Source organism: Polaromonas eurypsychrophila (assembly GCF_014641715.1).
Classification (GTDB): Bacteria; Pseudomonadota; Gammaproteobacteria; order Burkholderiales; family Burkholderiaceae_C; genus Polaromonas; species Polaromonas eurypsychrophila.
In genome coordinates, this window is the sequence record NZ_BMIG01000002.1 from 428,875 (window position 1) to 443,171 (window position 14,297).

13 protein-coding genes are annotated in these 14,297 nt (G+C 61.7%); 3 read left to right on the top strand and 10 right to left on the bottom strand.

The window, feature by feature from the left end; translation table 11 throughout:
• Positions 1-429 precede the first annotated feature (429 nt).
• The 3 genes from IEX16_RS04475 (at position 430) to IEX16_RS04485 (ending at position 3,904) form a co-directional block, all read left to right on the top strand.
• Positions 430-1,464: a hypothetical protein gene (locus tag IEX16_RS04475; RefSeq protein ID WP_229676165.1), complete on the top strand. Its 1,035-nt coding sequence runs from the start codon at positions 430-432 to the stop codon at positions 1,462-1,464.
• 483 nt (positions 1,465-1,947) lie between these two features.
• The gene (locus IEX16_RS04480) at positions 1,948-2,922 is read left to right on the top strand and encodes a ferritin-like domain-containing protein (RefSeq protein ID WP_188707001.1); all 975 of its coding nucleotides are present in this window, start codon (positions 1,948-1,950) and stop codon (positions 2,920-2,922) included.
• A gap of 61 nt (positions 2,923-2,983) precedes the next feature.
• Positions 2,984-3,904, top strand: coding sequence for a ZIP family metal transporter (locus IEX16_RS04485; protein ID WP_188707003.1), 921 nt, complete (start codon positions 2,984-2,986; stop codon positions 3,902-3,904).
• 55 nt (positions 3,905-3,959) lie between these two features.
• Here the strand turns inward: IEX16_RS04485 and gspF are convergent, their stop codons facing one another.
• From gspF to IEX16_RS04535, 10 genes are all read right to left on the bottom strand, one after another.
• Complete coding sequence (gene gspF, locus IEX16_RS04490; protein WP_188707005.1) at positions 3,960-5,192, bottom strand: type II secretion system inner membrane protein GspF; 1,233 nt, start codon at positions 5,190-5,192, stop codon at positions 3,960-3,962.
• A 61-nt stretch (positions 5,193-5,253) separates the two neighbouring features.
• A complete protein-coding gene (gene gspE / locus IEX16_RS04495) occupies positions 5,254-6,678 on the bottom strand; it encodes a type II secretion system ATPase GspE (RefSeq protein ID WP_188707007.1) in 1,425 nt (474 codons plus the stop codon).
• A 5-nt stretch (positions 6,679-6,683) separates the two neighbouring features.
• Positions 6,684-8,885 (bottom strand): type II secretion system secretin GspD, encoded by a 2,202-nt coding sequence (gene gspD, locus IEX16_RS04500; RefSeq protein WP_188707184.1) that lies wholly within the window; start codon positions 8,883-8,885, stop codon positions 6,684-6,686.
• Positions 8,886-8,967: 82 nt separating this feature from the next.
• A complete protein-coding gene (gene gspN / locus IEX16_RS04505; protein WP_188707008.1) occupies positions 8,968-9,771 on the bottom strand; it encodes a type II secretion system protein N in 804 nt (267 codons plus the stop codon).
• A 40-nt stretch (positions 9,772-9,811) separates the two neighbouring features.
• Positions 9,812-10,318, bottom strand: coding sequence for a type II secretion system protein M (locus IEX16_RS04510; protein WP_188707009.1), 507 nt, complete (start codon positions 10,316-10,318; stop codon positions 9,812-9,814).
• On the bottom strand, positions 10,315-11,550 hold the full coding sequence (gspL, locus tag IEX16_RS04515; protein ID WP_188707011.1) for a type II secretion system protein GspL: 1,236 nt from the start codon (positions 11,548-11,550) through the stop codon (positions 10,315-10,317). The genes IEX16_RS04510 and gspL overlap by 4 nt, the downstream gene beginning before the upstream one ends.
• Complete coding sequence (gspK, locus tag IEX16_RS04520) at positions 11,547-12,584, bottom strand: type II secretion system minor pseudopilin GspK (RefSeq protein ID WP_308421325.1); 1,038 nt, start codon at positions 12,582-12,584, stop codon at positions 11,547-11,549. The genes gspL and gspK overlap by 4 nt, the downstream gene beginning before the upstream one ends.
• A complete protein-coding gene (locus tag IEX16_RS04525) occupies positions 12,581-13,351 on the bottom strand; it encodes a PulJ/GspJ family protein (RefSeq protein ID WP_229676166.1) in 771 nt (256 codons plus the stop codon). Before IEX16_RS04525 ends, gspK begins: the two co-directional genes overlap by 4 nt.
• A complete protein-coding gene (gspI, locus tag IEX16_RS04530; RefSeq protein ID WP_188707016.1) occupies positions 13,344-13,727 on the bottom strand; it encodes a type II secretion system minor pseudopilin GspI in 384 nt (127 codons plus the stop codon). Before gspI ends, IEX16_RS04525 begins: the two co-directional genes overlap by 8 nt.
• Positions 13,724-14,230, bottom strand: a complete 507-nt coding sequence (locus IEX16_RS04535) for a prepilin-type N-terminal cleavage/methylation domain-containing protein (protein WP_188707019.1) — start codon at positions 14,228-14,230, stop codon at positions 13,724-13,726. Before IEX16_RS04535 ends, gspI begins: the two co-directional genes overlap by 4 nt.
• Positions 14,231-14,297 lie beyond the last annotated feature (67 nt).

The window sequence follows — 14,297 nt, forward strand, 5'->3', positions numbered from 1 at the left end:
AAATTGCTAGCCTAAATTTTGTAGGCAAAGACCTACAGAATTACTCGACAGATCGGAGATATTTTTTGGGGGCGAAGAGTTTTAGTAACTCTTAAAAAGACTCAAATTTGCAAGAAAAAAGCGTAGGACAATTCCTACGCTTTTGCCACGAAATTGGCGGCATATCCTCTACGCTTTGTAGTCCAAGTCCTACAGTAATGTGCGGCAACACACATAACGCCAAGGTTTTCCGATCAGCGTCACATTAGCGCCATGCCAGCAGACAAGCACTTGACCCGCGTTGACGTACACGGCAACTCATGCGAGTGGTGAACATGGTGTTTTTTGCTGGACTCAGGTTTTGACGCACTTATATTGCACTGGACTTTTATGCATAGACGAAATTTTTTTCTTGGAACTGCTGCGCTTAGCGCGACTCTATTGGGCGGCATGCGCCCCAGTCTTGCCCAAACCGTAGATGCCTGTGTTCCTGCACCCCCTGCAGGGGGGATCAACGCGGTCGCGGAAATCAAGGCGCTGCGAATTCCTACAGGCCCCTATGCCGGCGCGTACGAAATTGCGCCGAATGGACTTTCCAACTGGTACTTCTCGAATCTCGGATTGATCGCCATCGTCCAATATCTTGATGCGCCCGACCTCGACAAGTACATCCGAACCTACCTGGACCTGTACATCAGCAAGCTCGAACCGGATGTGTCCATCAAGGATGTGCATTTTCCGTTTGGCCGCGCCAACACCAGCAGCTTCACGCTGGCAATGGCCGACTCGGATGACTCCTACGCCGCAACGACATTGACCCTGGCGGTGCGCTACCTGCGGGCCAGCCAGAACTGGGCCTGGTGGGACAAGAACAAAACCAGACTCAAGGACATGGCTTACCGAAATATTGCCCTTGCGGTGAAACCCAATGGCTTGACAAGTGTTTTTCAGGCCCCCCGCAATCAGACCAACAACGCAGGGTATTTGATGGACAACTCCGAGGTCTATCGCGGCCTGCGAGACTTTGCTGCCATGCTCAGGGAGCGTGGGGACACGGGCGATGCGGCCTACTACGACTTGTTTGCGAAAAACATCGCCACCGCAATGGCAACTCTTTTCAGCCCTGCGGCCAATGCTTTTCGCATGGCTGATCTGTCCATCCAGACCGAGACTTCGTTCTACCCAGGAACCACCTGTCAGGTGTTCCCCCAAGTGTTTGGTGTGACGGAGTGCGCACCTTACTACGATCGCGCATGGAACTTCCTGGCAGTCAATTCGCCGGGTTGGGAAGCGGGCAAGCTTGACCCCTATCCATTTGCTGTTTTGGGGCTGGCTGCGGCGAAGCGCGGCCTGACGACCGTTGCCAAAGCGCAGCAGGCCTCGATTGAAAAAACATTCACCACCAACCGTCCGATGATCACCATCAACGAGCTTGGCTTTTATCAGCGAACCAAAAGCGTTCTTTCAGGACGGACCGACGTCTAGCGGCAGACGGCACTGACTTCCGGGGCAAAAAATCACGCCCCGGAAAGTCAAAAAAGCCCCGGGCATTATTAATGTGCCGGGGCAGACTGCCATCCATTGACGCTGGCGGCGCCATCTTTGGCCACCAGATGGCGCTGCGTTTCGTCTGGGCATTGCCGGTTCGTGTTGTCAATGCGGGTTCGAGCGAGCGCGAGCAGAAAGCCAATCGGGATAAACGGCGACGACGCACGACGCCGCCTGAAGTTCGAAGACGCGCTTTTCTGCTCAATAGTTTCGGGCTTCAGTACCACGCGTTCTCAACGGCGCATTTGCCTACACAAGCACGGGCTCCATTTCCTGTATTTCGCTTGCGCGTCTAACCAGATGATGCAAATGGGAATGAGATAGTGGCCGGCCGATATTTTTTTCCTTGTCGTATTTTTTTCAACAAGAGTTGTCTGTACGGGCGTTAGCGCGCCCCCTCAACTCACTCAAGGAATGATCATGCTTGGACATTATTTAACACGAAACCAGGTTGCCGATGTGGTGCAACGCCGCTCCGAACGCCGCGACTTTTTCAAGAAAAGCAGCGGATTCGCAGCGGGAATTGCTGGCGGCGCCATTTTGACAGCGTGCGGCGGCGGTTCGTCGTCGTCGGTCGCGCAGGCCCCGCCCGGCCCTTCCGATGCCGACATCTTCAACTTCGCACTCAACCTTGAATATCTCGAAGCGCAATTTTATGCGTTCGCCGCAAATGGCACGGGTTTGCCGGCCTCGCAGTTGACTGGTACCGGTACCCAGGGTGCTGTCACGGGCGGTCGCGCGGTGACTTTTGTGGATCCGGTGGTTCGCCAATATGCCAAGGAAATAGCCGGCGACGAAATTGCGCACGTGGCTTTTCTGCGCACCACGTTGGGTGCCTCTGCCGTGGCTCAGCCTGCCATTGACATCGGCGGTACCGATCCCAACGGAGCCTTCTCGACCGCTGCGCGTACCGCTGGCCTGGTCGGCCCCGGCGTCGCGTTTGATCCCTATGCCAGCGACGAAAACTTTCTGCTGGCCGCGTACATTTTTGAAGACGTCGGTGTCACCGCTTACAAGGGCGCGTCTCCGCTGATCCAGAACAAGACATTCCTGGAGGCGGCCGCAGGCATTCTTGCCGCCGAGGCTTACCACGCTGGCCTGATTCGTACCGTGCTGTACGCCAAGGGCGTGGCCACTCCCGCGTTGAGGAGCTCGGCGGACGCCATCTCCAACGCCCGCGACTCCCTTGACAACAGCCAGGACGTGGACCAAGGCATCAGCCCGATTGGAGACAGCTCAAACATCGTCCCCCTCGACAGCAACGGCCTGGCTTACAGCCGAACCCCTGGCGATGTGCTGAACATTGTTTACCTCAATTCGGGTGCGGTGTCCCGGGGCGGTTTCTTTCCGGCTGGCGTCAATGGCGCACTGGTGCTCAGTAGCGCGCTTGCCTAAAGGGGAAGAGGCCTCGCCCGTCGGCGAGGCCACTTCGTTTTGTTTCTTCCGGAGAACAGCCATGCAGCGACCTTTGCCACGTGCCGAAAAAAATGCCGCCGCGCCTGCCTGGGTTCAGTGGCGATGGCGGCATTTCCTCGGCTTGGCCATTGTGTCAGCCGGCGCAGTCGTCTTGATGGCGGATATGTTGAACCACTGGGCTGACTGGGACCCTCGCATCAAGGGTGCACTCACCGGGGGTGCCATCGCAGCGCTGGCAACGGCTCTGGGCACGCTGCCTGTGGTGTTCTCTCAGAACTTTTCGCAGCGCACTTACGACACGCTGCTCGGTTTTGGGGCCGGCGTCATGTTGGCAGCCAGTTCGTTTTCGCTGATCATTCCTGCCCTCAATGCCGCGAAACAGCAAGGCGCCAGTGCCTGGGGCGCTGGCGGTATTGTCGGCGCAGGCATTTTGTTAGGTGGCTTGCTGCTACTTTTTATAGACCGCGTTGTACCGCACGAACATTTTGTCAAAGGCCTGGAGGGCCCAGCGGCACTCAAGATGAAGCGAGTCTGGCTGTTCGTCTTTGCCATCAGCCTGCACAACCTACCCGAGGGCTTGGCCATCGGCGTGGCGTATGCTGGCACCGACCCTCTGGCCGCCCTTGCGCTGGCCACTGGCATCTCTATCCAGGATGTGCCGGAAGGGCTGGTGGTTGCTCTGGCGCTGCGCGGCGTGGGTTACGGGCGGTTCGTCTCTGCTGGTCTGGGCGTTCTGTCGGGGCTGATTGAGCCGGTCGCGGCGGTATTCGGCGCAGCGGTCATCAGCCTGTCCGCGGGGCTGTTGCCTTGGGGCCTGGCCGCCGCCGCTGGCGCCATGCTGTTCGTGATTAGCCATGAAATCATTCCCGAGTCGCACCGGGAGGGGCATGAGCGTTCTGCCACATGCGGTCTGATGCTGGGATTTGTATTGATGATGATGCTGGACACTGCGCTCGGTTGATGTCCGAATTCGGGCCCTTTTGTGTCTGGATTTGGAGCCCGACTTTGCCGGGACCCTATTTCACCCATTGATTGAGTTGAATGATGGGCAAGAGCACTGCGAGCACGATCAGCATCACCACCAGGCCCATCACCACAATCAGCAGGGGCTCCAGAATGGTTGCCATGGCCATGGCGCGGCGTTGCACTTCTGTCGATAGCTGTGTCGCCACGCGCTGCAGCATTACCGGCAACTGACCGGTTTGCTCACCGAGACGCGCAAACATGCTCACCAGTCCGGGAAAACGTGTCTTTTGCGCCAGTGCAACCGCCAGTGGCGCGCCCTCACGTACCAGCACTAGTGCATCCAGAGCATCGGCACGCATGGCGCGGTTGGACAAGGTCTCCGCAGCAGCCTGCAAGGCTTTGAGAATGGGAACGCCCGCGCCAGCCAGCATCGCCAGCGTGCCAGCAAAACGGGCTGCGTTGTAGTCGCGGGTGACGCGGCCGATGATGGGCAACTTCAATGTGGCGGTGTCAAACTTCTCGCGAAAGCGCTCACCTTTCAGTGCCAGACGCAGGCCAAAGGCCATCACTGCCAACACCCCTGCCGCCGCCCAGCCATAGCTGCGTACAAAGGCGCTGATGGCGAGCATGGCTACCGTCAAAAAAGGCAGCGCCTGTTTGGTACCCAGAAAAACATTGGCGACCTGCGGCACCACGTAGCCCACCAGAAACATCACAATCACGACCGCCACCAGCGTCACAATCGCAGGGTAAAGCGCGGCGCCCAGGAGCTTGGACTTGAGTGTCTGGCGTTCTTCAAGATCATCGGCCAGGCGTTCGAGCACCTGACCCAGATGCCCGGTTTGCTCGCCAGCGCCGATCACCGCGATGTAGATGTTGGAAAACTCGCGCGAGTGGTGGGACAGCGCTCTTGCAAAAGTCGCCCCCCCGTTGACTTCTGCGCGCAGTGAGGCCACCAGATTGCGCTGTTTGTCGTCTTCCGCTTCCTCGGTCAGCGCAGTCAGTGCACGTTCCAGCGGCAGTCCGTAGGAAACCAACCCTGCAATCTGACGGGTCCAGATCGCCAGCCCAGTGGCGCTGAACACGCGACCGCCAAATAACGGGGTCTGCAATACCGACTGCGTGCTGCCGAGTTTTCCGTCACTGGCCACCGGGTTGACGGCCAAGGGCACCAGGGCCTGGATCCGCAGCATGCTGCGAGCGGCCTTGACCGTATCGGCCTCAATGATGCCCCGGCGAAATTTACCGTCGCTTTGCATGGCTTCAAAAGAGTAGGCGGGCATGGCTTGCTTTGTCGGTTGTTTTGGTTGCTTGTTTTCGTCGGCTGTTGGCGAGTGCGGTATGTCAGTCGCGGGTCACCCGCAGCAACTCTTCGCGCGAGGTGATGCCTGCTGTCACCAGCCGCGCGCCATCGTCGCGCATCAGCGTCATGCCGGCCACCAGCGCGGCAATCCGGATTTCCGCCTCGGAAGCGCGGGTGTGAATCTGGGCGCGGACGGCGTCGTCAGTGACCAGCAACTCAAACACGCCCGTGCGGCCCGAATACCCGGTCTGGCCGCATTGCGCGCATCCCGCTGTCAGCGGCGAGCTGGTGGCGTCTGTATTGCAGAAAGTACAGCGCTTGCGTACCAGTCGCTGCGCCAGCACGCCCAGCAGCGAGGAGCTGAGCAAAAAAGGTTCGATGCCGATGTCTGTGAGACGCGTCACGGCGCTTGCGGCATCGTTGGTGTGCAGCGTGGCCAGCACCAGGTGGCCGGTCAGCGACGCCTGAATCGCGATCTGCGCGGTTTCAAAGTCACGGATCTCGCCGATCATGATCACGTCTGGGTCCTGCCGCAGGATGGCACGCAGGGCCTTGGCAAAGCTGAGGTCAATTTTGGCGTTGACCTGCGTCTGGCCAATGCCGTGCAGTTCGTACTCGATCGGGTCTTCGACGGTCATGATGTTGCTGGCACTGGCGTCTAGCCGCTGCAAGGCGGCATACAGGGTGGTGGTCTTGCCTGAGCCGGTCGGGCCGGTGACGAGGATGATGCCGTGCGGCTGTGCAATCAGGTGCTCGAAGCGACGCAGCACATCGCCCTGCATGCCGACGGACTCCAGACTCAGCTTGCTCTCGCTTTTGTCCAGCAGACGCAGCACGGCACGCTCTCCATGTGCGCTTGGCAGTGTGCTGACACGCACGTCCACAGCGCGTGTGCCAATGCGCAGCGAGATGCGACCGTCCTGCGGCAAGCGTTTTTCCGAGATGTCCAGGTCCGCCATGATCTTCAGACGCGAGATCAGCGCCGCATGCAGGGCCCGGTTGGGTTGCACTACCTCACGCAGCGTGCCGTCCACCCGAAACCGCACGCTCGAATGCCGCTCATAGGGTTCAATATGGATGTCGCTGGCACCGTCGCGCGCGGCCTGCGTCAGCAGGGCGTTGAGCATGCGGATGATGGGCGCGTCATCAGACGTCTCCAGCAGGTCCTCTACTGCAGGCAGCTCCTGCATGATGCGGGACAGGTCGGCATCGGACTCCACTTCACTGACCACGGCGGCGGCGCTCGACTCACCGGCAGCGTAGGCCGCGCTGATACGCTGGGCCAGCACGCCAGCTTCGGACCGTGCCATTGAAAGCGCGGTACCGTGCGTGGCGTATTTGCGCATCACCTCACCGATGGCGTTCAGGTCCGGGTTGGCGTCATGCCAGAGCGTGAGTTCATGACCGTCGTCCTCTAGAAGCAGCGCGTTGCTGCGGGCAAAAGCATAAGGCAGTGGGTAGAGCATGGGGGTTAGCGCAGCGGCACGGGCGGAGCGGCCAGGGGCGGTGGAGGAACAAAGGGTGCCAGTGGCGGCAAAGTGCCCCCAGGCGTTTCCGGGCGTGGGGCGGGTGGGACGGGCGGAACTGCTGCCGGCATGACCGGCGATTCATTGATGGGCACCATGACTCTGGGAACTGGCTGCGAATCTCTTTGAACGCCGCGCATCAGGTCATAGCGGTCCATCGACAAGGTATCGGTTGCCGATGCGTCCCGCACCACCACCGGCCTGAGAAATACCATCAGGTTAGTCTTTTTGCGCGATCGAGTTTCGCTTTTGAACAGGTTGCCGACAACCGGGATGTCTCCCAGGACCGGTACTTTTTCCTGATTGCCGGAGTACTCGTCCTGCAGCAGTCCCCCCAGGACCACGATAGCGCCGTCATCAACCAGCACATTGGATTCGATGGAGCGTTTGTTGGTGATCAGGCCGGTGCTGGAGTTGATGGAGGAGGCCTGCACGCTGCTGACCTCCTGAAAGATCTGCATCTTCACTGTGCCGTTTTCGCTGATCTGGGGCTTGACCCGCAGGGTCAGGCCGACGTCTTTTCTCTCAATGGTCTGAAAGGGATTGACGGAGCCGCCGTTGCCCCCCCCGGTGTTGGTGAAAGAGCCCGTGACAAAGGGCACATTCTGACCAATCACTATGCGCGCCTCCTCGTTGTCCAGCGTCAGGAGGTTGGGTGTTGACAGGATGTTGCCGTCGCCACTGGCTTCCAGAAACCGCGCCAGAAAGCCCAGCACATACATGCCGTTGGCTTGCCGGTTGGCGATGCCAATATTTCCGCCGGTAGAGGGCACTGCGGTACCGGCGCCGCCAGCGGCCTGTGCAGCGAGCGTGATGATATTGGCGCCGCCTATGCTGAAGTTCGTTCCCAGCAAGCCGATGGCGCCATCGCCTTTCCTGCCGAGCGAGCCCTGAAACTGGATGCCAAATTCAGCGGCCTTGTCAGCATTGACTTCCGCGATCAGGCTTTCCACAAACACCTGGGCGCGTCTGGCGTCAAGTTTGTCGATGACGGCGCGCAGTTGCCGGTATTGCGGCTCGGGCGCGGTGATGATCAGCGAGTTGGTGGAAGGGTCGGCCTGGATCTGGCCCCCGGTGGACGGTTGGGCGCTGACCAGGCTGGTGGTGAGGGTGCTGCTGCTTCCTGACCCGCTGCCATTGCCACTGCCAGTGCCTCCGCCCGGAGGCGGCGGGGCGTTGGCGGCAGCGCCGGCGAGGCTCAAGGCGACGGGACCCGCGGATGTTGCAGCCAGCGCCGCACGCAGTGTGGTCGCCAGTTTGGTTGCATCAGCGTTTTTAAGATAGACCACGTAGATATTGCCAGTAGCCGCGTCCTTGCCCGTACTGTTGAAAGCCGCCTGGTCCAGTTTGTCAACCAGCGTTCTGACGAGCGCAATGCGGGCCGGATTTGCTGCACGCAAGATCAGCGAGTTACTGCGGGGCTCGGCCAGCAGCGTGGTTTTAAACGAGGTGTCGGTCTGTCCCGGTGCGATGGTGCCGGGACCGCTGGAGTCGATCAGGCGGTTCACGATGGGCGCCAGATCGGTCGCGATGGCGTGCTGCAGCCGGATGATTTCCACTCCCGTCGCATTGGCGATGTCTAGCGCCGCAATGATGGTGCCAATGCGGCGCAGGTTGTCAGCGTAGTCAGTGATGATCAGCGAGTTGTTGCCGGGGTTCACATTGATGGTGTTGTTCGGACTAATCAGGGGGCGCAACACTGGCACCAGATTGGTGGCTGTTTCATGGTTCAGCCGGAATATCTGCGTCTGGATCTGGCCGCTCGCGGTGGGCGGTGAAGTGGCGGAAACCGCACCGCTTTGCAGCTTGGCATCGGCCTCCGGGACCACCAGAAACAGACCCGAAGATTCCACCAATGCAAAGCCCTGGGTCCGCAACTGGGCTGAAAACAGGCGCAAGGCCTGCGCGGGTGTTGCGGGCACGGCGGTCACCAGCGTCATGGTGCCTTTGACGCGGGGGTCCACCACCACATTGCGGCCGCTGATCACGGCCATGGTTCGTGAGACAGCCTCTATCTCGGCGTTGATGAAATTGAGTGTCACCGGAGCCCCGGAACGCGATGCGATGCTCGGCGGCGTGGGAAAGGCTCGCGCCGTTTGCGCGTCTGATGAGGCTGCGGCACCCATCAAGACGAAGAAGAGGGTCATCAAAAAGGCCGCGGCTTGGGGCTCAAGCCCGATGCCATAAGTCAGGACCGCGCGGGAGAGGGAGTGAGTTTTGGTCATGCTTTTAGCCAAGAGTGATGATGGAGCGTGCGCCGTCGCGGCGCCCGATGATGTTCAACAGATTGGCCAGCGCAGCCTCGTGCTCGGGCGCCGCTGTGGCGATGCCCTGAAAATTCAGTCGTGAGCCAACCCAGCGACCGGTTCCAGTTAACTGCAGGCTGCCTTCCAGGGTGGCCAGCTTGAGCTCGGTGGCCGTGCCCCCGGTCAGTGAAAGCTGGTAACTGCCCATGGGCTTGAGCGTGGTCAGGCTGGAGGTGAGGTCTAGGGCGGTCAGTTCGGCTCGCCCTGCAAGCACCGCCTGCCCACTCAGCCATTCGAGCGCCAGGCCCTGCGTCATCAACCGCAGCTTGCCACCTGCCCGCACGGTATTCCAAGGGGCGCCCAGACCCGATAGCAGAGGCGCAGGCCATTCGGATGCACTGTCAAAAATCTGCAGGCGGACGCCACCCCAGCGAGGCTGTGCGCGCGCTTGCACAGGCAGGGGAGCGCAGCAATCGGCGCTCAGCGCAAGCCCCAGCGCAAAACCAGCCGGTCGAAGTTTCCATCTCACGCGGCCCGGCAGGGCTGCACTGTCGCGGCTCCCTGAGCCGCCGGTCAGCACCAACCGTCCCGAACCAGTCCAGACGGTGCCGATCGTCTCGACGAGCTGGGCGCGCCCTGACGTCGCCTGGTAGAGCGCGGCGGCCAGCCAGGCCGCCGGCGCTAACAGCACCGCCGCCACGACCAGGCCCGACAAGGCGCCGAACACAGCCCATCGCCACGGTGCAGCCTCAGAAAGAGGGCGGGAGTTTTTTGTCGGATGCAACATGGCGCAGCTAGGTGTGGGATGGGAGGGGGTTGGCTCAGACTTAGGTGGGCGGCAGGCTCAGGACGATGGAGCCACTCCACACCGCTTGCCCCGGTGGGAGGGTGTTGGTGCGCGTCAGGCGCACCTCGCTGGGTAGCGCCCGTGCATTCACCCGCGCCAGTGGGAGCCATTTCGCCAGTGCGTTGGCTGGGGCGTTGCGCAAGGTGACGGTTGCGCTGTCGCCAAGCACGCTCAGTTGGGCTGCAGCGCCGAACTGTTGGCGGACTGCGGCGTCCAGCGCGCGCAGTGCTTCGTCGCGACTGAGCTTTGGGGCCGTCTGTAAAGCCAGTGCCTGGGCGCGCAGGCTTTGCATTTTTTGCCACTGCACCTCAAGGCTGGCTTGCGCAATTTGTCCCTGGCTCAGCGTACGAAGCGGCGGCGCCACCAGCAGCCACCACACCAACGCCAGACCGGCCAGCGCCGCTGCGCTGCGGATCAGGCCTTGCTCGCGAGGGGTCGCTTCGGCCCAGCGGTCCCGTAGCAGGGACAAAGAGGTGGTCATTTTCATCGTGGTCCACCCGCTGCGGCGACTTGCTTGACGAAGTAAGTGTCTTCCTCCTGACGTGCGGCGTAACCCAAGCGCTGGAGTTTTTCGGATATGTCGGTGGCTTCCGGGACCTGGAGTTGCAGGCCTTTGAAGCGCGCTTCGCCAGCCATGAACTCGATGGCGCCAAGCGAGAGATCTGCTCGGGCGACCGAGCCAAGCGCCGCCAGAATCGGTTCCAGATCGCGGTTCGTCGCAGCGCCGGAAGCCTGTCGCAACAATGCCAGTTCGCGCTCCATTTGAAGCGGCGCGTCAACCACCAGCTTGACCTGTGGAAAGGTCTGCGTGAGTGTGGCCGCAAGCGCCACACGCCGCATTTGCACGGTGCTTTGGACCTGCCAAGACCAGACATTCAGGCCCACAAGGTTGACGATCAACAATAGCGCGAGGCCCCAGCGTACGGGCCGTCCGGCGGGCGACTGCAGCAGCTTGCGGCCGAGGGCGGTCAAGTGTTTGACAGTTCGCAAACGGTGCGAGGATGCCAAATCAGATTGCGCCAGATCCCAGGGGGAGCGGGCCGCTTCCAGCAAGCGCTGGGGCCAGGTAATCAGGCTGAGCTTGCGCTGCAAGAGCTGTTGGGCAAGTTCTGCAACCGCGGGCTCGGAGAAGACCAGGACGTTTTCACCGGCAGACGCATCGGGTACAAGTGACAGCGCTGCAGGCGTCAGCGGCAAACGTATCACACCTTGGGTACCACCGCCGATCATGATCAACTGGGGCAGGCTGGCGCAACTGATCGCATGCAAGCGCAAGGGCCCGATGTCGGGTGCAAATTCTGGCACCACGCGGCCAACCCTGCGCCCTGCCGCCTCCAGCGCCTGGAGGTGGCGGCGCAGCCAGGCTTTGTCGCAGGCCGCCACCCAGACGCTCCCGCTGCCCGCACTGGAAGCTGGTGCGACTGCCAGGTGCATCTGCGCTGCATCATCCAGCAGCCGATCTTCCAGTAAACCTTCCAGCACTGGCCGCAACCGGGCCGATCCGACCCCAATGCCTTTCGGTAGGTCGACACTGTGCCACGACAGCAGCGCCACCGGGACCACCGCTACCACCTCACCGCCGCGCGCGGCAAACGGCAGCAGGGGGGGTGGCACGCAGGCGTGGTCACTGGCGGTGTCACCGTCCGTCGTCAACGCATAGTCATACGCCAGCGTGGCCTCCGCTGCGGTCTGCGGCAAGTAAATGACCAGCGTGCTCACGGCACGCCCCCTGTGCTGTCCGGGATCACGCCGCGATGGCGCCATAACGTGCGGACGGTCAGCCCGTCGCGTTGCAACAAAGAGCGCTCCTCCAGTGTGGTCTGGTCGAGGCGCAAGCTGCCGCGCACCTCAAAAAATCGGGAGCTGACCGTGTGCAGACTTTCGTTGAACTGACCGGGACGACCTGCGCTGACCTGGGTAGCGTCGTTCAGCGCGCGAAAGTGGGCGCGCTGGCGCGCACCCACCAGCTTTTGCGCGTCCGCCATTTCCAGACCTGGCGTGATGGCGTGGATCACCTCGGCGCTGGCTGTGTTGAGGTTGACCGGCGTGCGGGTCGGTAGCAGGGTGATGTACGGACTCAACGCGTTCAGGGACATTGGCGTCAAGCCCAGCCAAAGCAACTCGCTGACGCGCTCCGGCATCAACGGGGCAGGCATGCCGTCCGTGGCCGCTTGCGCCGAGCCTGGATGGATGGCCGAGTGGCCGTTTCGCGTCGCCTGCAGCAGTTGCCCAGCCAGCATCGCCAATTCTGCAGGTGGCAGACCAAGCGTCGCAAACAAACGACTGAAGCAAGCCATGCCTGATTCTGAAACGGCATGGCCGTCGATCAGGTTGGCAACATTGAGCCGACTCTGCAAATCTGTCATTTGGCCCGAGAGAAAGGCATCCTGACCTCTGTCGTCTGCGTTTTTGTCGGCTGACAGAAAGCTTGACAAACGCGCATCGTTCAGTGGCACTGCCCATGGTTCGGCCAGGTGATCGACCCCGCCGGAACGGGCGTCCTCCCGCAGAATCAGGCGAGCCCAATCCAGTGCGCCAGTGAGCAACCAGCTTGACTGCACGCGCGCCCGCTCTGCCGACTCCACTTCCACACCGCGCCATTGCTGCCACAAGGCCGCAGCGGCAAAGGTGGCCACCAGTGTGACGGTGAGCATGGCGCTTAGCAGGGCCACCCCGGTTTGCGTGGCGGATTTTTGCTTGTCGCATGCCGGAGCACTGCAAGGCTGCAAACAACGGGCCCGGCGTCTCGTCACGACTTGTCTCCGCTCAAGGTCGGACTGACCCAGTCGATGGTAAGTGTGCCGCTGATGGCCTGCGAGGCGGACAGCTTCAGCACCAACCGAATGCCATCCGGAATTACCGTCTCGGAAACGATCTGTAAGGCGGGTTGGCCGGGGGGTATCGCCGTCAGCGCACCCGCGCTGGACATTGGGTGGGTCCAGGCGTTGCCCCGAAAATAGAAGATCTGCCAGTTCTCCAGTGGCGCAATGCGCACCTCGCTGGTCTGGTCCCTGGTGTTCGCGCCTTGCGCCCACGCACTGGCGTGGCCCCAGGCATCGCTCCAGCCGCTGGACGTGCGAATCACCGGCGACTGCCAGCGCGCCCATTGGCCCGCGTCTTCGGCGCGGCGAGTCCATGCCACCACCAGCAAGCCATCGCCGGGCGCGGCGGTGCGCCGTGTCAGGCGCAGCACGCGGCCATCCCAGTCCAGCGGGTTGACGTGTGGCGTGTGGGTCAGCGCATCGAGATCAATTTTCCATTGCGCCAGACCGGCTTGCAGGGTGAGAACCTGATCGGCGCGCAAGCTGGTTTGCGCTTGCGCGCGTGCCATTCCGTCCAGGCCGCGCCAGCTGAGGACCGCCAGCAATGACATGACGGTGATTGCCACCATCAGCTCTATCAGGGTGAATCCGCACGCCCGATTTGACCGTAGCCTGATAGCCACCTCGCAGCCCCCGATCAACGCAGCGCCTGTGCGGCCGGCGGGAGCAAAGGGGTAGGTCATGCTGACGTCAGTCATGGGTCACCACAGTGGACAGCCGCAGTACCGGCGCGTTGCCATCGTGGATTTGAGCGTCCACTCGCCGGAACTGGGGGTTCGGTGTCGGCCGGACCGACAGCGTCACCTGCAGGCCGCGACCGGCCTGCTCGCAGAGTGATGTGTTGTCTCCCACACCCGGCATTTGTCGTAGCAGACGAACCTTGATCAATTCATTTTCTGCACACAGGTGGGCCAGCAGCACATCCGACTGGCGCAGTGCGTTGTTGGTCAGGGCCGTGGTGGCCTGCAGGCCGGCGACCAGCGAAATCGCCACGATGGCCAACGCGACCAGCACCTCTATCAAGGTGAAGCCCGATTCAGGATAGGGTGTCGGGCGCGGGCGCGCGGGTTTCATGGTTGATCCCTTGCCTGTACGACGAAGGGTCGCAGTCCGTTAGTGGCAATGCGCAGGGTGCGCTCGGGCTGTTGGTTGTTGACGAGTTCGACTGCTTGCGCGCCGATAATCGGCTCCGGTCCGAGTTGGACGCTGAGGTTCCCGTACACCTCCATGCCCTGAGTCAACCATCGGCCGGGCAGCGCCCCAGGCGGAAGTCCTTCAAAGCGAAAACCCTCAGGTGTGGTGTGCCAGCGCACTGCCACACCGCTGGCGCGAGACTGTGCCCGAGCTGATTCGAACAAGGCCACCAGTCGCTGCGCCTCCCGTTCAAGCGCTGTATCGGAGTTGTCGCGCAGCACCAGTGAAACCCCGGCTGTTGCCATGGCCATGATGGTCAGCACCACCAGAAGCTCCAGCAAGGTAAATCCCCGGTAAGGCCGCGTCGTGCAGGACCGCCCCCAGCGAAGTCGATCCCCCCCGGGGGGCAACGACGTACACGCAGTGACGAGTGTGGGGGCCATGGACGAAGCGCCGGGCCGCCCCCAGCGAAGTCCAGCCCCCTCGGGGGGCAACGACGTACACGCAGTG